Annotated in this window: 20 protein-coding genes; 6 read left to right on the top strand and 14 right to left on the bottom strand. The window is 71.7% G+C overall.

The window, feature by feature from the left end; genetic code table 11:
* Positions 1 to 22: 22 nt before the first annotated feature.
* The 3 genes from FB559_RS19580 to FB559_RS19570 all read right to left on the bottom strand — a co-directional run bounded on the left by FB559_RS19580 (position 23) and on the right by FB559_RS19570 (position 1,976).
* Complete coding sequence (locus FB559_RS19580; protein ID WP_141956969.1) at positions 23 to 196, bottom strand: Trm112 family protein; 174 nt, start codon at positions 194 to 196, stop codon at positions 23 to 25.
* Positions 193 to 1,551 carry a phosphomannomutase/phosphoglucomutase gene (locus FB559_RS19575; protein ID WP_141956968.1) on the bottom strand — a complete coding sequence of 453 codons (1,359 nt, stop codon included), beginning with the start codon at positions 1,549 to 1,551 and terminating at the stop codon, positions 193 to 195. Before FB559_RS19575 ends, FB559_RS19580 begins: the two co-directional genes overlap by 4 nt.
* A gap of 62 nt (positions 1,552 to 1,613) precedes the next feature.
* Positions 1,614 to 1,976 carry a DUF3499 domain-containing protein gene (locus FB559_RS19570; protein WP_141956967.1) on the bottom strand — a complete coding sequence of 121 codons (363 nt, stop codon included), beginning with the start codon at positions 1,974 to 1,976 and terminating at the stop codon, positions 1,614 to 1,616.
* Positions 1,977 to 2,301: 325 nt separating this feature from the next.
* Here FB559_RS19570 and FB559_RS19565 point away from each other — a divergent pair, with 325 nt between their 5' ends.
* A complete protein-coding gene (locus FB559_RS19565; RefSeq protein ID WP_141956966.1) occupies positions 2,302 to 2,757 on the top strand; it encodes a metallopeptidase family protein in 456 nt (151 codons plus the stop codon).
* Positions 2,758 to 2,865: 108 nt separating this feature from the next.
* Here FB559_RS19565 and FB559_RS19560 read toward each other — a convergent pair whose 3' ends face one another.
* The 4 genes from FB559_RS19560 to FB559_RS19545 form a co-directional block, all read right to left on the bottom strand.
* Positions 2,866 to 4,434: a DUF5719 family protein gene (locus tag FB559_RS19560; protein ID WP_141956965.1), complete on the bottom strand. Its 1,569-nt coding sequence runs from the start codon at positions 4,432 to 4,434 to the stop codon at positions 2,866 to 2,868.
* The gene (locus FB559_RS19555) at positions 4,431 to 7,385 is read right to left on the bottom strand and encodes a glycosyltransferase (protein ID WP_141956964.1); all 2,955 of its coding nucleotides are present in this window, start codon (positions 7,383 to 7,385) and stop codon (positions 4,431 to 4,433) included. The genes FB559_RS19560 and FB559_RS19555 overlap by 4 nt, the downstream gene beginning before the upstream one ends.
* Before the next feature lie 179 nt (positions 7,386 to 7,564).
* Positions 7,565 to 7,828 carry a WhiB family transcriptional regulator gene (locus FB559_RS19550; RefSeq protein ID WP_141956963.1) on the bottom strand — a complete coding sequence of 88 codons (264 nt, stop codon included), beginning with the start codon at positions 7,826 to 7,828 and terminating at the stop codon, positions 7,565 to 7,567.
* A gap of 264 nt (positions 7,829 to 8,092) precedes the next feature.
* The gene (locus FB559_RS19545; protein ID WP_141956962.1) at positions 8,093 to 8,986 is read right to left on the bottom strand and encodes a hypothetical protein; all 894 of its coding nucleotides are present in this window, start codon (positions 8,984 to 8,986) and stop codon (positions 8,093 to 8,095) included.
* 95 nt (positions 8,987 to 9,081) lie between these two features.
* On the opposite strand from FB559_RS19545, the gene cofD reads away from it, so the two are divergent.
* Positions 9,082 to 10,026, top strand: coding sequence for a 2-phospho-L-lactate transferase (gene cofD, locus FB559_RS19540; RefSeq protein ID WP_141956961.1), 945 nt, complete (start codon positions 9,082 to 9,084; stop codon positions 10,024 to 10,026).
* The gene (locus tag FB559_RS19535) at positions 10,023 to 11,306 is read left to right on the top strand and encodes a coenzyme F420-0:L-glutamate ligase (RefSeq protein ID WP_141956960.1); all 1,284 of its coding nucleotides are present in this window, start codon (positions 10,023 to 10,025) and stop codon (positions 11,304 to 11,306) included. The genes cofD and FB559_RS19535 overlap by 4 nt, the downstream gene beginning before the upstream one ends.
* A gap of 101 nt (positions 11,307 to 11,407) precedes the next feature.
* Here the strand turns inward: FB559_RS19535 and FB559_RS19530 are convergent, their stop codons facing one another.
* Together FB559_RS19530 and FB559_RS19525 are read right to left on the bottom strand one after the other, a co-directional pair.
* A complete protein-coding gene (locus FB559_RS19530) occupies positions 11,408 to 11,773 on the bottom strand; it encodes an Mth938-like domain-containing protein (protein ID WP_141956959.1) in 366 nt (121 codons plus the stop codon).
* Positions 11,774 to 11,836: 63 nt separating this feature from the next.
* Positions 11,837 to 14,398, bottom strand: coding sequence for a bifunctional FO biosynthesis protein CofGH (locus tag FB559_RS19525; RefSeq protein ID WP_141956958.1), 2,562 nt, complete (start codon positions 14,396 to 14,398; stop codon positions 11,837 to 11,839).
* Between the two features lie 170 nt (positions 14,399 to 14,568).
* Between FB559_RS19525 and FB559_RS43980 the strand changes: the two genes are divergently transcribed.
* A complete protein-coding gene (locus FB559_RS43980) occupies positions 14,569 to 14,709 on the top strand; it encodes a hypothetical protein (protein ID WP_185792299.1) in 141 nt (46 codons plus the stop codon).
* Here the strand turns inward: FB559_RS43980 and FB559_RS19520 are convergent.
* The 5 genes from FB559_RS19520 to FB559_RS19500 form a co-directional block, all read right to left on the bottom strand.
* Positions 14,694 to 15,599, bottom strand: a complete 906-nt coding sequence (locus FB559_RS19520; protein WP_246121752.1) for a DNA-3-methyladenine glycosylase family protein — start codon at positions 15,597 to 15,599, stop codon at positions 14,694 to 14,696. The two genes, FB559_RS43980 and FB559_RS19520, sit on opposite strands and share 16 nt — an antisense overlap.
* A gap of 13 nt (positions 15,600 to 15,612) precedes the next feature.
* Positions 15,613 to 16,665 (bottom strand): mannose-1-phosphate guanylyltransferase, encoded by a 1,053-nt coding sequence (gene manB / locus FB559_RS19515; RefSeq protein ID WP_281286333.1) that lies wholly within the window; start codon positions 16,663 to 16,665, stop codon positions 15,613 to 15,615.
* 53 nt (positions 16,666 to 16,718) lie between these two features.
* Positions 16,719 to 17,846 (bottom strand): glycosyltransferase family 4 protein, encoded by a 1,128-nt coding sequence (locus FB559_RS19510; protein ID WP_141956956.1) that lies wholly within the window; start codon positions 17,844 to 17,846, stop codon positions 16,719 to 16,721.
* Positions 17,847 to 17,865: 19 nt separating this feature from the next.
* Positions 17,866 to 18,219 (bottom strand): helix-turn-helix domain-containing protein, encoded by a 354-nt coding sequence (locus tag FB559_RS19505; protein ID WP_141956955.1) that lies wholly within the window; start codon positions 18,217 to 18,219, stop codon positions 17,866 to 17,868.
* Between the two features lie 66 nt (positions 18,220 to 18,285).
* On the bottom strand, positions 18,286 to 18,993 hold the full coding sequence (locus tag FB559_RS19500; RefSeq protein WP_141956954.1) for a class I SAM-dependent methyltransferase: 708 nt from the start codon (positions 18,991 to 18,993) through the stop codon (positions 18,286 to 18,288).
* A 114-nt stretch (positions 18,994 to 19,107) separates the two neighbouring features.
* Between FB559_RS19500 and FB559_RS19495 the strand changes: the two genes are divergently transcribed.
* Complete coding sequence (locus tag FB559_RS19495) at positions 19,108 to 19,656, top strand: DUF6886 family protein (protein WP_141956953.1); 549 nt, start codon at positions 19,108 to 19,110, stop codon at positions 19,654 to 19,656.
* A 62-nt stretch (positions 19,657 to 19,718) separates the two neighbouring features.
* Positions 19,719 to 20,657 carry a lysylphosphatidylglycerol synthase transmembrane domain-containing protein gene (locus tag FB559_RS19490; protein ID WP_141956952.1) on the top strand — a complete coding sequence of 313 codons (939 nt, stop codon included), beginning with the start codon at positions 19,719 to 19,721 and terminating at the stop codon, positions 20,655 to 20,657.
* Positions 20,658 to 20,704: the final 47 nt, after the last annotated feature.

The following is a 20,704-nucleotide window of genomic DNA, read 5'->3' as shown; positions in this document are numbered from 1 at the left end:
GGCCCTCCGATGTGCTCGTCGGTCATACAGGAGTCCTGGCCTCGTCCACCAGCAGGACCGGGATGTCGTCGCGGACCGGGTAGGCGTACTTGCAGGTGCCGGTGCAGACGAGCTCTTCCGCGGCCTCGTCCGACCTCAGCGCGCCATGGCAGTTGGGGCAGGCGAGGATCTCCAGCAGCCAGGAGTCGATCTTCATTCGTTTCCCTTTCGCACGATCTCGAGGACCTCATCCCGTACGGCGGCCATCGTCTCGTCGTCAGTGGCCTCGGCGTTGAGCCGCAGCAGGGGTTCGGTGTTGGAGGCCCGGAGGTTGAACCACCAGTCGTCGTGGCCGACCGTCAGCCCGTCGAGATCATCGACGGTCACGCCCGGACGGCTCTCGAACTCCGCGCGCACCTGCGCCATCGCGCCGTCCTGGTCGGTGACCTTGCTGTTGATCTCTCCGGAGGCGGCGTAGCGCGTGAACTCGCTCAGCAGGTCCGACAGCGGCCGCTCCTGACCGCCGAGCGCGGCCAGGACGTGCATCGCGGCGAGCATGCCGGAGTCGGCGAACCAGAAGTCGCGGAAGTAGTAGTGACCCGAGTGCTCGCCGCCGAACATGGCGTCGGTCTCGGCCATCGTCTGCTTGATGAAGGAGTGACCGACGCGGGTGCGCACCGGCTCGCCCCCGTGCTCACGGACGATCTCCGGGACGGCCCGCGAGGTGATCAGGTTGTGCACGATCCGGCCCGCGCCGCCGTGTCTGCTCAGCTCGCGTACGGCGACCAGCGCCGTGACGGTCGAGGGTGCCACCGGCTCACCGCGCTCGTCCACGACGAAGCAGCGGTCGGCGTCGCCGTCGAAGGCCAGCCCGATGTCGGCGCCCTGCTCGCGCACCGCCGCCTGCAGGTCGACGATGTTGGCGGCCTCGATCGGGTTGGCCTCGTGGTTGGGAAAGGAGCCGTCGAGCTCGAAGTAGAGCGGGACCAGGTCGATCGGCAGGCCTTCGAACACGCTCGGGACGGTGTGCCCGCCCATGCCGTTGCCCGCGTCGACGACGACCTTCAGCGGCCGGATGCCGGACAGGTCCACGAGGGTCTTCAGATGCTCGGCGTACCCGGACAGCAGGTCGCGCGTGCTAACGGAGCCGGCCGGACCATCGTGGGCCGGCACGCCGCCGTCGACGAGCTCGCGGATCTCGGCCAGGCCGGTGTCCTGGCCGACCGGCTTGGCGCCGGCGCGGCAGAGCTTGATCCCGTTGTACTGGGCGGGGTTGTGGCTGGCGGTGAACATCGCGCCCGGCATGTCGAGGCTGCCACTGGCGTAGTAGAGCATGTCGGTCGAGCCCAGCCCCGCCTCGATCACATCCGCGCCCTGTGCGGTGGCGCCACGGGCGAAGGCGGCCGAAAGCGGACCGGACGAGGTGCGCATGTCGTGCGCGGTCACGATCGCCGGAGCACCCGTCACGCGTACGAAAGCCGCGCCGACGGCCTCGGCGATCTCTTCGTTCAGCTCGTCGGGGACGACGCCCCGGATGTCGTACGCCTTGAAGATCTTGGTGAGGTCACTCACTCCTGGCCCCTTGCTTCGGCACGATGTCGTAACGACGTATCGAGAGCCTACCGGGGATGGAGTCAGGGCTTGCGGGGCGTGTCCGAGCGCAGGACCCGTAGGTGGCCGCGCCTGCCGACTTCGGTGCCCTGCCCGACCGGCTCCTGCCGGGGGGCGATGGGCTTGGCCGCCTCGCGTACGGCGTTGGCGAGGGCCTCGAGGTCGTCGCTGCTCGGCTCGGACTCCTCGGCGGGAAGGCGGACCAGCTCCCAGCCGACGGGCGCGGTCAAGCGCTCCGCGTGCTCGGCGCACAGGTCATAACAGTGCGGCTCGACGTACGCAGCCAGCGGGCCGAGAACAGCGGTCGAGTCGGCATAGACGTACGTGAGCGTGTAGACAGCAGACTGCTTGCACGCGGTGCGGGAGCAGATGCGGACGGGGCTCACGACGGGAACGTATCCCCTCCCCCCGTACCGGCGCCACTATCCTCACTTCGTGTCGCCGTATTTCAGGCGCCCACGTGCATAACGGATCTTTGTCGCGGCGGCCCTTCGCACGAGTGGAGCGGGCGTCCACAGAGCGGCAGAGGCCGCTCAGCAGGTAATACGCCGGGCGGGACGGAGGAAACGTCGCAGCGAGTCGTGGCCGGTCATCCGGCGTGACCGGTTCCGCAATCTCAAATGTGGAGGGTGGCGTGACCAAGACATGACTCAGAGCGGATCGCGTGACCGGTCGAACCATCCGCACCCCGCAGGGCGTTTCGGGCGGACTATGCTCGAAGATGTGCGATCACGCGTGACAGGCTCCAGCACGCGCCGTCGTGACCGCCGCGGCCGCGGTATGCGCGGGCCGCTCGCACCGGCGGAGGCGCCGATCTCCCGCACGCGTGCCGAGCGCTTCGATGATCTCGTACGCGACGAGGCCCACCGGCTCGAGCAGCGCTGGAGCCGGCAGCTGGCCGGGGTGGAGTTCGCCGTCGAGGAAGTACCCGCGATCGACCCCCACGCCCTGGAGCCGGACGCGATACCCCTCAGCCGCCTCGTGCCCGCCGCTGACGGCCGCCCGCCCCGGATCGTGGTCTACCGCCGTCCGGTCGAGGCACGCGGCGGAGAGGACGAACGCGACCGCGCCCGCCTGATCCGCGACGTCGTGGTCGAGGAGGTGGCCGAGCTGCTCGGCCTCTCGCCCGAGTCCATCGACCCGACCTACGACTCTCCCGACGACTGAATGCGTTTCCGCGGCGGTTCCGGCAATGGATCGGCATCCGCCGTCGCGGCGGGCACGGGTGAATCGAACCGTCAACATCCATGACCGTCGTGCCGTGAGGACGCCGCTCTAGGGAAGCGGCGTGTCCGTGACGGGGGGCAGCACCGCGAACATGCGAGCCGGGGCGATCGGTAGCAGAGTGATCCCCTGCTTCTTGATCTTGAGCAGCCGGGCGGCGTACACGGGCCCGGAACCCGGTGCGGGCACGATCGTCAGGCCGTAGTCGTCCCCGCCGGCCGGCGGTGGCATCTTCACCTCGACGGTGTGGCCGGCCCGCACGCTGACGTTCTGCGCGGTGCCGGTCGGGCCCTGGGCCATGACCTGGGTGAGGCGTACGGTGGCGGCCGGTCCGGGAGCCGTCAGCAGCAGCGTCGTACTGTCCCGGTCATCGGCCACCAGGCCGACCCCACCGGCCTGCCCGTTCCGCGTCGCGGAGGTGAGCGGCGGCGTCGCCGCGGTGACCGCGAAGTCGTCGCCCTCATCGGCGACGACCACCGCCACGATCGGCCGGTTGGAGACGAGTCGCAGCCCGGCGAACTTGCCGCCCAGGCCGACATCGAACGGGCTGACCGCGAGCGCCGGCGCCTGGAGGTTGCGCTGCCCGGTGGGCGAGAACGTGCCCGCGGACGACATGCCCTGCACGCTCACCGACACCTCGTCACGGCCGGGGACCGCGACCAGCAGCCGCCGGTGACCGCTGCCGGCGGGCAGTCCCGGCACGACGACGCGGGTGCCGGGTACGGTCGCGGGCAGCCAGTCCGCGCCCTTCTTCCGCTCGACGCGCACGGCCGCCGCGATCCGCCCGGTGGCGGCGTGGACGTGCAGCGCCAGAAGCTTGGCACTCGCCGCCGCGTCGCCGAAGCCCTCCACCTGCACGCCGACCTCGACCACACGCGTGGAGTGCGGACCGACGAGGACGTCGTTACGGCCCTCCGGCGTCTCGATCGAGCCCTCCGGGCTCAGCGCGGCCACGACGGCCGTCACGGGCCGGTCGTCGACGTTGGTGAGGTACAGGCTGACGTCCTTGGCGTCCGCGGGCCCGGGGCCGGCGAACCACAGGTCGGTGCCCGGCTGGACGCAGCGTGTGCCGGCCAGCCCGCCGCCGGACGTGGTCTGCTCGACCGTCAGGCCCGGCGCCATGGAGCCGTACGCGCCGAACACCCACGGCCCGGCGCCCTTCTTGACGTCGGTGGACCACGCGGTGCCCGGCGTGGTCAGCGTGACCGGTGTGCCGGCGGCCCACGCCTTTCCCGCTCCGCGGGCCCCGGGCGGGGTGAGCGCGCTGACCCGCGCGCCGTGCGTGTCGGGGCAGACGGGGTTGGCCGAGGTGACCGGGACGCTGACGACCCGGCGGGGTGCGGAGGAGGCCGGACGTGCGAACGACGCGACGCCGTACAGCGCGACGAGGGCGAGCACGATCAGGGCGGCGAGCGCGAAGCGGTTGCCGGGCAGGCGGTTCATCCACTGCGGCCGGGTGTTCGCCGAGGAGAGCCGCGCGGCGAACGCCGACACCGCACGGACGACCGCCCGCACGAGCCGGAACACCGCGCGCACGGTCGCGCGCGCCGCACGGTAGACGGTCCGCGTGGCAGGCCCGAGCGCCTTACGGACGGTCACCAGCATCGACCCGGCGCTCACGACTCCACCCCGCTCAGCAGTGCCGGGGTCTCCTCGGTGCGCACGTGGCCGCCGCGACGGCGGCGGTGGCGCCGCGGGCGTTCGACCCACTGCTCCGACGGCAGCGCCAGCAGCGCGACCAGCACCAGCGCCAGGCCCTGCGCGGTGACCCACAGATGACGCAGCACCATGCCCCGGTGCAGCGTGAAGGATCCGCCCGAGGGCGGCACGTCATAGGCCTCCGCCCAGCCGTCGACGGTGTGCCCGCGCACCGCGTGGCCGTCGATCGTGGCGTGCCAGCCGCCGCTCGCCGGCTCGGCCAGCAGGAGAGTACGGCCGGGCGCGCCCGAGGGGATCCGGACCCTCGCGTCGATCGAGCCGGCCGCCAGCGGCGTGACCGTGCGCCCGTCGACGAGCATCAGCCGCCCGGCGGGAGCGACCGGCTGCCAGAGACCGAAGCGCGAGCTGCGGCCCAGCCGGGCCAGGTCGGGTACGGCGTCGAGGGTGCCCGCGAGCGGGTCGCGATCGGGATAGGGCACCAGAACGTACCCCACGCCGAAGCGGGCCAGCGCCGAGGCGCCGCCGGTGCCGGAGGTGAGGGCGGCGACCGCCGCGCGCAGGTGTCCCCGTGCGGCCTCGGGTGCCGGCACGGACTCCTCACCCGGTATCGGCAGGCGGTCGCGGAGCACCGTCGCCGTGATCGGCTCCCCCGGGCGCTGGGCGAGGACGAGGACGCGCGGCCGGGTCACGTGTGAGGCGACGTCCAGCGGGATGGCGTCGGGGTTGGGCCTGACCAGCGGCCCGTGCGTGCCGTGGACGATCCAGGCGCCCGCGGCGAGCAGCGGTGTGGACACCGCGACCAGCACACCGGCGATCGCCGCCGAACGTACGAGGAGCCCCGGTGCCCACAACCGCGCGACCGCGGCGTGCAGCACGCCCGAGGCCGCCAGGACGACACCGGCCGCGGCGAAGGTCAGCGCCACCCCTGGCCAGGCCGGCCTGGCCAGGACGAGGATCGCGACCAGCAGGCCGGCGAGCGCGAGCAGCCAGCCGGTCAGCACCGCCGTACGCTGCCGCGGCAGCAGCAGGGCCGCCAGCCCCGCCGCGGTGAGCCCGGCGGTGGCCCAGAACACCGGTGCGCCGGGACCACCCGGGTTCAGCATGATCAGTTCACCCGCGGCGGGCCGGGCGACGGAGGCACGGAGCCCCGCCTCGCGCAGGAACTCCGACGGATGGGCCAGCAGGTGCAGCGTCCACGGCAGCAACAGGAGAGGCGGCACGCCCAGCGCGATGGCCAGGCGGCGGCCGGCGTGCGGCCGGTGACCGCCCAGGGCGTACCTCGCAGGCAGCCCGACGAGCAGGGCGAGCGGCCAGGTGAGCGGCGCGAACGCCATAGCGATGGTGAGCAGCAGCGCGACCGCCCAGGCGGCGTGCCGCGAGGAGGCGGCGAGCATGCCGCCGGCGAAGACGCCGATCAGGGGCAGCAGGACGATGACCACGACCGTGCCGATCCGCCCGGTCGCGATGGCACCGGTCGCGACCGGCAGCAGCGCGTACGTGACACCGGTCCAGACGGCCACCGTGGCGCCGGCGCCACGGAGCCGGCGCATGGCGGTGTAGGCGGTGAGACCGGCCAGCGGAACGCACGCGATCAGCAGGACGAGGACCGCGAGCCACGGCTTGCCCAGCAGCAGGGTCGCAAGGAGGGCGAGCACCCCCGCGTACGGCGGGGCCCCCGAGCCTGATCCGAGGCCGACGGGGTGCCAGCCGGTGAGGTATTCGGCCCACAGGTCGCTCGCGCCGCCCCAGGCGGGTACGAGCGCGCCGCCACCGAGCCGTCCGCCCTTGGTGATGAGGCCGTGCTCGGCGACCAGGGCGACCACGGTGAGTGCGAGCGTCATCAGCACGCCCGGACGCCGGAGCCAGCGCCGCAGCATCCCGGGTTCGGCCGCCGGCAGCGGAATCCGCCTGCCGACCAGCAGGTCCGGCAGCCGCCGCAGCGTCGGCCAGCGCGGCTGGAACCGGCTGACGCCGCTGGCCGTCAGCCCGGGGCGTCTGCGCCGGCGCAGACGCGGAGCGCGGAAGAGCGCACCGCGCAGCGCCGCCAGCTCCGCGCCCGCGGCGCCGGGCCGTTTGGCCGTGGCGAAGAAGACGGCCCGAACCAGGGAGGCGATGACGTTGAAGGGCAGTGACAGGGCGAGACCGGACAGCGGCAGGTTCGCGAACAGCACGAGCAGCGCGCTGCGCCGGTCGTCGGCCGGGAACGCCACCTGGCGTTCGCCCCGGGTCGCGGCCTCGGCGTGGAAGACCACGGCGTCGGGCGCCACCAGCACGCGGTGACCGGCGGCGTAGGCGCGCCAGCCGAAGTCGACGTCGTCGCGGAAGAGGCCGAAGGCGGGTTCGAGGCCGTCGAGTTCGTCCCACACGTCGCGGCGCACGAGCATGCCGGCGGTGCTGACGGCCATGACCTCGCGGATCGTGTCGTGCTGGCCCTGGTCGAACTCCCGTGGGTCCAGCCCGGTCTCGCGGCGGCCGGTGCGGTCGATGGCGATGCCCGCTTCGAGCAGGACGCGCCGGTCGTTCCAGTCACGCAGCTTGGGCCCGAGGATCGCCGCGGGCGGATGGGACTCGGCGGTGCGGAGCAGGCTCTCCAGCGCGTTCGGTGCCGGTGCGGAGTCGTCGTGGAGCAGCCAGATCCATTCGACGCGGTCGGCGACGCTGCCGGTTTCCGGAGCCGGGACGGCGATGCCCGCGGCCGGGTGTGCGACGGTCGCCGTGACGGCGTCGGCGTAGCGGGTGCCGGACGGTAGTGAGATGAGGTTGCCTTCGCCGACGACCTCGGTGAGCATCGCGGGTCCGGCGTCGGTACTGCCGGTGTCCGCCGCGACGAGCCGGTCGATCGGATGGCTCTGGGTCAGGAGCGCCTTGAGCGTCTCCGGCAGCCAGCGCGCGCCATCATGTGTGACGAGCACCGCTGTGACGACGTGACGGTCGAGTTGGGGCGCCAATATTTACATCCGAGTGGTCAGCCGGACCGGGCTCAGCTGCCCGGCACGGCTGACCAGAATACGCGAAGCCGCCCGTCACGCACGCCTTGTCCGGCAAGGCCGACGGTGAAGCTCACCGATGGCGTGCGATTCCTTCGCCGGCGTCAGCCGGCGGCACGCTTGAGCTTGCGGCGCTCGCGCTCGGACAAACCACCCCAAATACCGAAACGTTCGTCATGGCCGAGCGCATATTCCAGACACTCCGCACGTACATCGCAAGCGCGGCACACCTTCTTGGCCTCGCGAGTGGAGCCACCCTTCTCCGGAAAAAAAGCTTCCGGATCCGTCTGCGCACACAGGGCGCGCTCCTGCCAGCCCAACTCTTCACCGTCTGTGCCGTGCGCCAGCGGGATGAGCACCTCGCCCATAGCGCACCTCCTAGCCCCGTGGAGCCCCCCTGGTCACGCCTTCCCTGTCACTATCCCCCGGGAAGGCGTTGAACTACACCCATGAAATTACACGCGTGTGGAGGCGCAGACGTCAAGCGGAATCGGATGCGAAAGGTCTGCCCCGTCTAAAAAAACCCGGCTGACCTGCGTAAACATGATCAGGAACCGAGCGCGACGGAGGGAGGACTTTATCTGCGCAGCGCTCGGACCGGCCCGCGATGGGGGTGTTTCTCCGTCCGGCGATTACTCCGGCGGCCGGTACGGATCACTCGACGGCGACCGATCCGACGGCGCCTCATCCGGCCCGTCGTCCGGCGCCTTCGCGATGTCGCCCTGACCGTACGCACGGGTCCACTCGCCCTCGGAGTCCTCGCTCTGCGCCGGCGAGGACTCGGGGGCGGACTGCGGAGGCGCGGGCGGCTGTGGCGGCGCCGGAGGAGACGCGGGCGGCTGCTGCGGCATGGGAGGGCGAGCCCCGGGCTGCGGCTGCTGGCCATATCCGGGCTGGCCGTAACCGGGAGGGCCGTACGGCGCCCGTACGTAGCCCTGCGGCGGGTACTGCTGCGGCGGCTGCTGGCCGTAGACCGGCGGCTGCTGGGGAGGTCCGTAGCCCGGCTGGCCGTACGGCTGACCGTAACCCTGCTGCGGGTACTGCGGTCCCACCGGCGTCGCCGGTCCGAAGGACTGGTAGACGGTGAGAATCCAGTAACCACCCACACCGAGGACGGCCAGCTTGGCGAGCCCGTACAGGAACATCGTGAGCTTGGCGGACAGCGCGCTGTCGAGCAGCAGACCCGCGTTGCCGTTACCCGCCCCCAGGCCGGCCAGCATGCACACGATGTTCACCAGGGCGACGACGCCGAGGACGATGAGGGCCGCGAGGGCGATGTTGCGCGCCTGGCGCGTCGGGCCGCCGCCGAGGCGGGTCACGAGCAGCACGGCGATGACGGCCAGCCCGGTGAGCGTCACGCCGGTGAAGAACGCGTCGTTGTTGACGTACGAGAACGCCGTGTAGGTGAACGGCGGGCTGCCGCCGCCGGGCAGGAGGCGGATCAACCCCGCGATGACCTGGAGTGCGGCCGATCCGAGCAGAACCCACGCGCCGGGCTCTCGAAGCCGCTGTACGTCTTTGTTCACGAACCCGCTCCCGTGAGTAATCGGTTTGTGTCAGCTTCGCACACGCACATGGCCCGTCGCATTTGCTCCAGGGCAGTGGTGTCAGACTTGTCGGCATGCGCATCGTGGCACTCGCGGGCGGAATCGGCGGAGCTCGTTTTCTGCGCGGACTCCAGCACGCCGATCCCAAAGCGGACATCACCGTCGTCGGCAATACCGGTGATGACATTTCGCTCTTCGGACTTCGAATCTGTCCCGACCTGGACACCGTGATGTACACCCTCGGAGGTGGCATCAACGAGGAGCAGGGATGGGGCCGTGCGGAGGAGACCTTCACCCTGCGGGACGAACTCGCCGCCTACGAGGTCGGGCCCTCGTGGTTCACCCTCGGGGACCGCGACTTCGCCACGCACATCGTGCGGACGCAGATGCTGGAGGCGGGCTATCCGCTGTCGGCGGTGACCGAGGCGCTGTGCGACCGCTGGCGGCCCGGCGTGCGCCTGCTGCCGATGTCGGACGACCGGGTCGAGACGCATGTCGTGATCGAGGACGACGAGGGCAGACGCGCGGTCCACTTCCAGGAGTGGTGGGTACGCCTGCACGCCGCGGTCCCGGCCCGGAGCATCGCCGCCGTCGGCGCCGAGGACGCCAAGCCGGCGCCGGGTGTGCTGGAGGCCATCGAGGCCGCCGACGTCGTGATCCTGCCGCCGTCCAACCCGGTGGTCAGCGTCGGCACCATCCTGTCGGTGCCGGGGATACGGTCCGCGGTCGCGGCCAAGACCGTGGTCGGGGTCTCCCCGATCATCGGCGGCGCTCCGGTGCGCGGCATGGCCGACGCGTGCCTGACCGCGATCGGGGTGAGGACCTCCGCCGGCGCGGTCGCCGAGCACTACGGCGCGGACCTGCTGGACGGCTGGCTGGTCGACACCGCCGACGCCGCTCTGGCGGGCGATCTGGGCGGCATCACGGTACGCGCCCGCCCCCTGCTGATGACCGACGTCGAGGCCACCGGCGAGATCGCGCGCGCGGCGATCGACCTCGCGTCGGAGCTGCGGGCATGAACCCCCTTCCGACGACGTTCGAGGTCTTCGGCGTCCCCGGCCTGCCGGAGGTCCGCGAGGGCGACGACATCGCGGCGCTGATCGCCGGGACCGATCTGCGCGACGGGGACATCGTCGTCGTCACCTCCAAGATCGTGAGCAAGGCCGAGGGAAGGCTCCTCGTCGCCGGCGACCGGGAGAAGGCGATCGACGCCGAGACCGTACGCGTCGTCGCACGCCGCGGCGGCACCCGCATCGTCCAGAACCGTCAGGGCCTCGTACTCGCGGCCGCCGGGGTCGACGCCTCCAACACCGAGCCGGGCACCGTGCTCCTGCTCCCGGTGGACCCCGACGCGTCCGCCCGCGTGATCCGCGCCCGGCTCCGCGAGCTGACCGGCGTACGCCTCGGCGTGATCGTCTCCGACACTCTCGGGCGGCCATGGCGGCTGGGTCTGACCGACGCCGCGATCGGCGCCGCCGGGGTGGTTCCGATGGATGACCTGCGGGGCCGCACCGACGCGTACGGCAACCTGCTGGAGGCCACGATGACGTCGGTGGCCGACGAGGTCGCGTCCGCCGCCGAGCTGGTCAAGGGCAAGCTCAGCGGTGTGCCCGTCGCGGTCGTACGCGGCCTGGGCCACCTGGTCACCGGCGAGGACGGACCGGGCGCCCGCGTGCTGGTCCGGTCGGCCGACGAGGACATGTTCCGGTACGGCTCGGCGGACGTCCTGCTGGCCCGCCGTACGGTACGGGAGTTCACCGACGAACCGGTCGACCGCGCCGCCGTACGCCGCGCGGTGTCCGCGGCGGTCACCGCGCCCGCGCCGCACCACACCACGCCGTGGCGGTTCGTGCTGGTCGAGGAGGCCAAGGACCGCCTGCTCGACGCGATGCGCGACGCCTGGGAGGCGGACCTGCGCCGCGACGGGTTCTCCGAGGAGTCCATCACGCGCCGGCTGCGACGGGGCGAGGTGCTCCGGCGCGCGCCGTACCTCGTCGTGCCGTGCCTGGTGATGGACGGCTCACACGACTACCCGGACCCGCGCCGGTCGAGGGCCGAACGCGAGATGTTCCTGGTCGCGATGGGCGCCGGGGTCGAGAACCTCCTCGTCGCCCTCGCGGTCGAGGGCCTGGGGTCGTGCTGGGTGTCGAGCACGATGTTCTGCGCGGACGTCGTCCGCGACGCCCTGGACCTGCCGGCGAACTGGGACCCGATGGGCGCCGTCGGCATCGGCCACGCCGCCGCGCCCCCGCGCGACCGCCCGCCCCGCGACCCGGACGACTTCATCGCGGTGCGTTAGCGCCAGGAGGGCCTGTCGGCCCAGGGGGGCGACCCCCTGGGACCCCCGCTGTGGAGGGCTCCGCCCCCCACGCCCCCCACGGGCTGGGGCCGGTGACGGCCTCAGCAGGTCGAGTGGAACAGCCCGCCGGCGGCCTCCGTCTCGGCCAGCCGGTTGTAGAGAGCGACGGCCTCGGTCGTCTCCTCCACGTGCACGATGATCCCTTGCTCGTCGAGGAGTGCGAGGGTCTCCGGCATCGTCCGCAGGCGTAGCTCCATACCGCGGCTGAGCACGACCACCGTGCAGCCGCGGTCGATGAGCTCCTGGACGTCCACCGGCTGGATGCCCGGCTCATGCCGGGTGCCGTGCTCGTTCCAGTCCCAGACGCGGCCACCGCCGGGATAGAGCGTGAAGTCCTTGCCGGAGGGCAGCCCCTCGACTTCCATCCGTCCCCACGAGATGTGGGTGACCTGAGGTGACCGATTCATGAGTTCGATTCTCACCTACGGAGCGGGCGCCACCCGACGTCTTTTCTCACGGCGGCGGAGCAGTCACGAGACGACGGGCAGGAAGTGGCCGACTCCGTCCGTGGCGCGGGCGGCGGTCACGCGTTCGGCCGGGACCTCGCCGTACGTCGTCGTGCGCTGCCGTGCCGGGCGGCCGGCGCGAGTGGCGATCTCCTCCAGCGCGGACATCGTCTTGAACGAGCCGTTGTCCGAGCCCGCCATGCGGCTGATCGTCTCCTCCATGAGCGTGCCGCCGAGGTCGTTGACGCCGCCCTGGAGCACCTGGGTGCACAGGTCGTCGTCCAGCTTGACCCACGAGCACTGGATGTTGGGGATCGCCCCGTGCAGGAGGATGCGGGCGAGGGCGTGCACGGCGCGGTTCTCGCGCTTCGTCGGGCCGGTACGCGCCAGCCCGGCGAGGTAGATCGGCGCGTTGTGGTGCACGAACGGCAGGAGCACGAACTCGGTGAAGCCGCCCGTGCGCTCCTGGATCGAGCGCAGGACCTTCAGGTGTGCCACCCAGTGGGCCGGCGTGTCCACGTGCCCGTACATCATCGTCGAGGTCGTCGGGATGCCCAGGTCGTGCGCGGTGGTGACCACCTCGACCCACTCGGACGCCGGCAGTTTGCCCTTGGTGAGCACCCAGCGCACATCGTCGTCGAGGATCTCGGCGGCCGTACCGGGCAGGGAGTCCAGGCCCGCGGCCTTCGCCTCGATCAGCCAGTCGCGGATGGAAAGGTTCGTCCGTGAGGCGCCGTTGACGACCTCCATCGGGCTGAACGCGTGCATGTGGATGTCGGGCGCGCGCTTCTTCACCTCGCGGGCCAGGTCGAAGTAGGCCGTGCCGGGCAGGTCCGGGTGGATGCCGCCCTGCATGCAGACCTCGGTCGCGCCGGCCGCCCACGCCTGGTCGACCCGGTCGCCGACCTGCGACAGGGAGAGCGTGTACGCGTCGGCGTCGGTACGCCGCTGGGCGAAGGCGCAGAACCGGCAGCCGGTGTAACAGACGTTGGTGAAGTTGATGTTGCGGGTGACGACGTAGGTCACGTCGTCGCCGACCGCGTCGCGGCGGAGGTCGTCGGCCAGGGCCGCGAGCGCCTCCAGCTCCGCGCCGTCGGCCTGCAGCAACGCGAGGGCGTCCTCGTCGGACAGCCCGCCCGGGTTCCGCTCGGCACTGCGCAGCGCGGCCGAGACGTCACGGTCGAGCCGCTCCGGCGTGTTCGTGGCACGGATCCTGGTGCCGACCTCGGCCCAGTCTCCGTACACCTCGTCGAAGTCCTCGCGCCGGTCGGACGTGCGGCCGATGGAGTCGATCTCGGTGTGCAGGTCGGTACGGCCCTGGTCGGCCCAGCCGCCGTCCGGCTCCTGCCAGGGGAGGCCCTCGGGGCGTACGTCCTCGCGGGCCAGGCCGTCGGGCTGCGCCAGCGCCGCCACGTGCGCGCCGAGCCGCGGGTCCAGCCAGGGCTCCCCGCGCCGTACGTACTCCGGGTAGATCGTCAGGCGCTCTCGCAGCGTGAACCCGCTCTCGGCGGTACGCTCGGCGAGCTCGTCGATCTGCGGCCACGGGCGTTCGGGGTTGACGTGGTCGGGCGTGAGCGGCGAGACGCCACCCCAGTCGTCGATGCCGGCCCGCAGCATCAGCGCGTATTCGGAGTCCACCAGGTTGGGCGGGGCCTGCACGCGTGTCTTCGGGCCGAGCACGAGCCGGGTGACCGCGATCGTGGCGGCCAGTTCCTGCAGGTCCGCGTCGGGGGTGGCACGCATCTTGGTGTCCGGCTTCGCGCGGAAGTTCTGGACGATGATCTCCTGGATCCCGCCGTACTCCCGCGCGACCTTGCGGATCGCGAAGATCGACTCGGCCCGGTCGCGCACGGTCTCGCCGATGCCGATGAGGATGCCGGTGGTGAACGGGACGTTGGAGCGGCCCGCGTCCTCCAGGACGCGCAGGCGCACCGCCGGGTCCTTGTCGGGCGAGCCGAAGTGCGCCTCACCCTTCTGCTCGAACAGCCGCCGGGACGTCGTCTCGAGCATCATCCCCATCGAGGGTGCGACCGGCTTGAGCCGCTGGAAGTCCTGCCAGGTCATGACGCCGGGGTTGAGGTGCGGCAGCAGGCCGGTCTCCTCCAGCACCCGGATCGCCATGGCGCGTACGTAGGAGAGCGTGTCGTCGTAGCCGTGGGCGTGCAGCCACTCACCGGCCTGCTTCCAGCGGTCCTCCGGCCGGTCGCCGAGGGTGAACAGCGCCTCCTTGCAGCCGAGCGCGGCACCCTGCCGGGCGATCTCCAGCACCTCGTCCGGGCTGAGGTAGGGCGCGTCGAGCCGGCCGGGCACGGTGGCGAAGGTGCAGTAGCCGCAGCGGTCACGGCACAGGCGCGTGAGCGGGATGAACACCTTGCGGCTGTAGGTGATCACGCCGGGCCGGCCGGCCGCCTCCAGCCCCGCGTCGCGTACGCGCGCGGCGTGCTCGAGCAGTGTGTCGAGCTGTTCACCGCGGGCGCCCAGCAGCACCTCGGTCTCGGTGAGGTCCAGCGACTTGCCGTCACGGGCGCGGGCCAGGGCCCGCCGTACGGCGGTCGGCGAGGGGGGTACGTCGGCAGGATCACTCATGTCGGCAACATACGCCGAGGGTGGCCGAGGTATTCCCCTCGCCCCCACCGCCCCCTGAACGTTCAGCATCGCTTACACGTTCTCTGCAGAAACTATCGCTGGTCCTGAACGGTTTTCCGACGCAGAATAAGGAGTGAAAAGAGGAACACTCATTACAACTGGAGGCCGCAATGACCTGGATCATCCCGGTCGTACTCGTGGTCCTCGCGGTGCTCGGCCCGCTCTTCGGCGCGGACAGCCGCGATGGGCTCAGCACGACGCCGAACCACTTCTGGCTGCCGCGCCGCGGCACGCGTCAGAACCCCCGATAGTCCCGTACGGACATCCGCGGACCGCGGCGGGGCGCCCCCCCGCCGGACAGCTCCAGCATGCGGGTGACCCGGTAGCGGTGCCCGGCATAGGGCCTGAGCAGCTCGAGCATCCCGGCGTCGTCGACCTTCTGCCCGGTCAGGGCCCAGCCGACGATGCCGGGGATGTGATAGTCGCCGACCGAGACCGCGTCGGCGTCGCCCAGGGCGCGCTGCCGGATCTCCGCCGAGGTCCACACCCCGATGCCCGGCAGTGACCGCAGCCGCCGGTCGGCCTCGGCCGTGTCGCCGACCTCCAGCCGGCTCGCCACCCGCGCCGCGCCGATGATCGTACGGGCGCGTACGGCCTCGATCCCCGACTTGTGCCACTCCCAGGACGGGATGCCGACCCAGACGCGTGGCGGCGGCGGCACCCGCAACGGCCGGCTCATGTTCGGTGGCCGGGGTCCGGGCGCGGCCTCGCCGAACTTGTTCACGAGATAGCGCCAGGCCCGCCAGGCCTCCTTGCCGACGACCTTCTGCTCCAGCACGGCCGGCACGAGCGCCTCGAAGACGTTGCGGCTCCGCCCGACACGGAAGTGGCCGAACCGCCGCACGGCCGTGCGCAGGATCTCGTGCGCCGGGGCGAACGACGTCGGGTCGTCCGCGGCGCCGAGCAGCTCGGGCAGGCCGTCCAGCAGCCACGGCGCTCCCGGCCCCCACGCCTCGCCCGTGATCGTGTCCCCGCGGCGCAGGACCCGCAGTGTGCCGGGCCCCTCCGGCGTCGTGGACGCGCGCCACACGGCGCCGTCCGGGGAGATGGTGAAGGCGGGATCGCCGATGCCGCGCCGGTGCGGCCCCAGGGTCAGCCCCAGGTCCACCGGCCATGACGGCCGCCACTCACGGGTGAGCACGCTTTCCAGGGTTTCAGACGTCGGAGGAGAACCGCACGGCGGTCGGCGGCAGCTGGGTGCCCGGCCACAGCCGGAGCCCTCCCCGCAGCTCGTTGCCGGCGCCCACCATCGCACCGTCCCCGATGACGGCCTCGTCGATCACGGCACCCGCGCAGATACGGGCGCCCCTGCCGATCACCGACCGGGAGACCCGCGCGCCCTGCTCGACCACGGCCCCGTCGAACAGCACGCTGGACTCCACGGTCGCGCCCGACTCGACCACGGCGCCGGCGCCCACGGCCGTACCCCCGGAGACCGCGGCCTCCGGGGCGACCACGGAGCCGTTCAGGAAGAGCACACCGCCGCCCGGCGTGACCGCCGGGGAGACCATCCGGCCGAGCACCAGGTCGCACGAGCCCTGCACGAACGTGCCGGGGGTGCCGATGTCGAGCCAGTAGGCGCCCTCGACGTACCCCATGATCGTGGCGCCGGAGGCGAGCAGGCCGGGGAAGGTCTCGTACTCCACCGAGACGACCCGGCCCGCCGGGATGGCGTCGATCGTGGAACGGCGGAACACGTAACAGCCGGCGTTCACCTGGTTGGTCGGCGGCTTCGGGGACTTTTCCACGAACTCGATGACCTTGCCCTCGGAGGTCGTCGGCACGGCACCGTAGCGCCGCGCGTCGTTGACCAGGGTGAGGTGCATCGTGATCTCGGCGCCGGACTTTTCGTGCATGGCGATCTGGGCCACGAGGTCGTGTCCGGACAGGATGTCGCCGTTGAGCACGACGACCGGGCTGTCCGCGTCGCAGGTGAGTTTCCGCGCGGCGTTGCGGATGGCGCCCGCGGTGCCGAGTGGTTCTTCCTCGGTGACGTAGACCAGCTCCAGGCCGAGCCGGGAGCCGTCACCGAACGCCTCGGTGAACATCGACGCGCGATAGGACGTCGCGAACACGATGCGCCGGATGCCGGCCGCGCGTGCCTTGCGAAGCTGGTGTTCCAGCAGCGGCACACCGGCGGTGGGAAGCAGTGGCTTGGGGGTGGAGATGGTCAGCGGCCGCAGCCGCGTGCCCTTACCTCCGACCAGCAGGATCGCTTCCAGCGGTACCCTCCCTCGTGGATGTCCGGACGGGCCACAGACTACTGTTCGGTGGCCCGCTGGTAGGAAGCGAGATGCGCCTCGGCGGACGCCGTCCAGGTGAACTCCCCGGCACGCGCGGCCGCCGCGTCCGCGAGCGTGCGCCGGCGGTCCTCATCGGCGATCAGCGCGCTCAGCGCGGTGGCGATGCTGCCGCTGTCGGGCTCGGTGTAGGCGACCGCGTCGCCGCCGACCTCCGGCAGTGAGGAGCGGTGCGTCGTGAGCACCGCCGAGCCGCACGACATGGCCTCCAGCACCGGCAGCCCGAACCCCTCACCGCGGCTCGGCAGCGCCACGACGAGCGCGCCGCCGAAGAACCCGGGCAGCGAGGACCAGCGCAGGTAGCCGGGGCGCAGCACGCGCAGCTGGTGCGGGACGTCGGCCAGCGCCGCGTCGACCTCGTCGTCCCAGCCACCGCTGCCCGCGAGCACGAGTGCGGGCACGTCGTTCATGTCGCCGACGGCCTGGACCCAGCCGCGGATCAGGTTGGGGACGTTCTTGCGCGGCTCGAGCGCGCCGAGGAAGGCGATGTAGGGGTGGCCGTGCAGACCGAGGCGGTCGGAGACGCGTCGCCGCTCGTCATCACCGGGCCGGTGGAAGATCGCCTGGTCGACGCCGTGGTAGGCGACGTCGATGCGGGTCGGGTCGGCGCTCAGCAGCCGGACCATCTCGTCACGAGTGGCCTTGGAGGGCACGATCAACCGGGCGGCGCGGCGTACGGCGGTGCGGGTCGCCGACTTGATGTAGGTCGCCTTCACCGGGTTGTGCGCTTCGGGCTCGGCGAAGTAGGTCACGTCGTGGATCGTGACGACCACCGGCACTCCGGGCCGCAGCGGGATCGAGTAGTAAGGCGCGTGGATGACGTCGGCGCCGACCTGCTGGGCGATGAACGGCAGCCCGGTCTGCTCCCACGCAAGCCGTGCGGACCGGTGCGCGATCACCGGCGGCCCGGCGACCACACGCGCCTTCGGCGCGAGAGCGTTGTACCGCTCCTCATCCGCGCGCTGGCACGCGATGGCGAGATCGGCGTCCGCGCGGTGCAGCGCGGCGATCAGGCCGTCGACATATCGCCCCAGCGCACCGCGGTCAGCGGCTACAGCGGTCGCGTCGACGAGGACCCGAGGCACCACGTTGACAGTCGCCCCCTTGTTAGGTGCCGAAGTGGTGGGGATCACTCCCCGATCGGAAGCCTACGCCGTTGACCTCCTCCCCGGTCTGAAGGCTGGGGATTCCTTCCCTCGCGAGTCGGTATTCCTGGTTCATCGGAACGTGCCCCCCGGAAGGCTCCAGGGTTGGTCCCACCTGCCTGCGACTTGTGGCGGAGCACATCGTGGAGCTGGGGAAAGGGCTCGCGCCGGCTTGCGGCACATACGAGGTGTTCTCACCCTCGTTCTTGTACCGGCGGGCGCGCTCAACGAGCGCCTTGTTCCAGAACGGCCGAACACAACCGAACGTGCGATGCGAAAGCCTCGCCTGTTCGGTAGTCGGATGAAAGCCGGTCATCGGCCTGGTCGCGCCCTGAAAACATGGTTCGCGGCTCAATTGGTCGCGGTCGGCCTGCCCGCAGGATCAGCCTTTCTTGCGCGCCCTGATCAGGACGATGCTGCCGCGGTCATTCGGGCTGCGGCGATCCGCCAGTGCGACGAGTGGCGTCAGCGGCGCGGCGGCGTTGAATCCGACCCGGCCGCCGTAGGCCGAAAGCGACAGGTAGAGACGCTCGGTGGTGCGGCTGCGGAACTGGTAGGAGTAGTCGGCGAGCTCCATGTCGCGGTCGCCGAGCAGGCCGGCCAGGCTCTCGTGCGTGTAGGTGTGCTGCACGTGGTACTTCGCGCAGTGCGCCTCGCGGAGCTTGGGCCAGTCATGCGAACGGCTGAGCACGTCCGCGGACATGAACAGCTCACCGCCCGGCTTGAGGATGCGCGACATCTCGTCCAGTGCCTTGCCGCCGTCGTCGAAGTGCTCGATGGCGCACACCGACAGCAGGGCGTCGAAGGACCCGTCGGCGAACGGCAGCTTGAGCGCGTCGCACTCGATCAGCGCCGGGTTGTGCTTGAGGGTGCGGCCGTAGAGCATCTTGCCGCGGGCGAGGTCGATGGAGACCGCGTCCGCACCGCGCTTGCGCGCCTGCCCGGCCCAGTAGCCGTCGCCGCCGGCGACGTCGAGGACCCGCTTGCCGGTCAGATCGTCCCCCATCCAGCGGAGGAGCGTCCCGGCCTCGCGGAAACGGCACACGTGCACCTGGTGGCCAACGAAGGCCTTTGCGTCGTTGAGTTTCATGGCGCATCCACTCTACGGGCGGAACCGAGCGGGTATCTGCTGATCACCCAGTGTTCACCGGCCGCACGGCCACGCGACTGATAGAGAGATGGCACGCGACCGGAACCGGGCCAGGTGCTGCACTTCTCCGAAGATCCCACGATCACGCGTTTCGTGCCGCACGCCGTGGCGGGCGCACCGGGGCCGGAGGCCTATGTCTGGGCGGTGGAGGCCGACCGGGCGCCGGACTACTGGTTCCCGCGCGACTGCCCCAGGGCGATGGCCTGGGCGACGCCCGAGACGACCGAGGCCGACCGCGCGCACGTCCTCGGCCCCGGTGGCGGCGACCGGGTGCACGCCGTCGAGTACGGCTGGCTCGGCGCACTCCAGACGGTGAAGCTGTTCGCCTACCGGCTCCCCGCGGCCTCCTTCGAGCCGTTCGACGGCCCGGTGTCGCACGCTCACGTCGCCACCCGGCCGGTCGAACCACTCGGGCCGGCCGAGCCGGTCGGCGATCTCCTGCGGCTGCACGAGGAGGCGGGCATCCAGCTACGCGTGCTCCCCGGCCTCTGGCCGCTCTGGGACACCGTCATCACGACCTCTCTCGGCTTCAGCGGCATCCGGCTGCGCAACGCACGACCGCGAGGTGAATTCTCCGCTCCGTCCCGCCCACATCCCAGGTAACGGGGGATGCCGCGTGCCCCTGGGTCGCTCACCACTCCTCACTCACCGACTACCCTGACCGGGTGATCTCCCGGCTGCGAGCGAGTCGACTGCCGCGCGTGGCGCTGGTCGTCGTCGCGCTCGTCTTCTGCGTCTATGGCCTGGCCTCGCGGTGGGACGAAACACGCCACGCGGTGACCGCGCTGTCCTGGCCCTACATCGGCGCCGCCCTGGTCGCCGGGCTCCTCGGGCTCGGCGCCTGGATGCTGGCCTGGCGTTCGCTGCTGGCCGGAATGGGCTCGCCGCTACCGCTGCGCGCGGCCGTGCGGATCTACTTCGTCTCCCAGCTCGGCAAGTACATCCCCGGCTCGGTGTGGGCGCTCGTCGCCCAGATGGAGCTGGCCAAGGAGCACCACGTGCCGCGGCAGCGCGGTGCCAGCGCGGCCCTGCTCGCGATGGCCACCACGATCGCGACCGGGTGCGCGGTGGCCGCCGTGACGTTGCCGCTGACCTCGGCGGACGCCACGCATCGCTACTGGTGGCTGCTGGTGCTCGCACCGATCTTCCTGGCCCTGCTGCATCCGCGCATCGTGGCCTTCGCGCTCGACCGGGCGCTCCGGCTGGCCAGGCGGCAGCCGCTGGCGCGTACGGCCGGGCTGGGCACCATGGTTCTGACGGTGGCCTGGACGACGCTGGGCTGGCTGCTGTTCGGCGTGCACGCGTGGCTGCTGGTACGCGCTGCGGGCGGGTCGGGGTTCTTCCTCGCCACCGGCGCGTACGCGCTGGCGTTCACCGCCGGGTTCCTCGTGATCATCGCGCCGGGCGGCGTCGGCGTGCGTGAGGCGGCGCTCACCGTCGCCCTCGGGCCGGTGCTGGCCTCCGGTGCTCCCCTGGTCGTCGCGCTCGCCTCACGCGTCGTCATGACCGTCGCCGACCTCGCCTGGGCGGGGGCCGCGGTACTGCTGGGATCGCGTCACCCGGCCGTGGACGAGGTCGAGGCGGCCGCGGCCCAGTCCGAGTAGACGAACGCCCACCCGAGGGAACAACCTGGGTCGTTCCCGGCTTATGA

This window comes from Actinoallomurus bryophytorum, assembly GCF_006716425.1.
GTDB classification, from domain to species: Bacteria; Actinomycetota; Actinomycetes; order Streptosporangiales; family Streptosporangiaceae; genus Actinoallomurus; species Actinoallomurus bryophytorum.
Note: the sequence above shows the minus strand (reverse complement) of the source record. Positions and strands in the feature narration are given on the sequence as shown.

Excerpts from the sequence above, each read along its gene's own strand:
- FB559_RS19580 (WP_141956969.1), bottom strand. The coding sequence starts at position 196 with ATGAAGATCGACTCCTGGCTGCTGGAGATCCTCGCCTGCCCCAACTGC.
- FB559_RS19565 (WP_141956966.1), top strand. The coding sequence starts at position 2,302 with ATGCTCGAAGATGTGCGATCACGCGTGACAGGCTCCAGCACGCGCCGT.
- FB559_RS19550 (WP_141956963.1), bottom strand. The coding sequence starts at position 7,828 with ATGGGCGAGGTGCTCATCCCGCTGGCGCACGGCACAGACGGTGAAGAG.
- cofD (WP_141956961.1), top strand. The coding sequence starts at position 9,082 with ATGCGCATCGTGGCACTCGCGGGCGGAATCGGCGGAGCTCGTTTTCTG.
- FB559_RS19535 (WP_141956960.1), top strand. The coding sequence starts at position 10,023 with ATGAACCCCCTTCCGACGACGTTCGAGGTCTTCGGCGTCCCCGGCCTG.
- FB559_RS19530 (WP_141956959.1), bottom strand. The coding sequence starts at position 11,773 with ATGAATCGGTCACCTCAGGTCACCCACATCTCGTGGGGACGGATGGAA.
- FB559_RS19525 (WP_141956958.1), bottom strand. The coding sequence starts at position 14,398 with ATGAGTGATCCTGCCGACGTACCCCCCTCGCCGACCGCCGTACGGCGG.
- FB559_RS43980 (WP_185792299.1), top strand. The coding sequence starts at position 14,569 with ATGACCTGGATCATCCCGGTCGTACTCGTGGTCCTCGCGGTGCTCGGC.
- FB559_RS19505 (WP_141956955.1), bottom strand. The coding sequence starts at position 18,219 with ATGACCGGCTTTCATCCGACTACCGAACAGGCGAGGCTTTCGCATCGC.
- FB559_RS19500 (WP_141956954.1), bottom strand. The coding sequence starts at position 18,993 with ATGAAACTCAACGACGCAAAGGCCTTCGTTGGCCACCAGGTGCACGTG.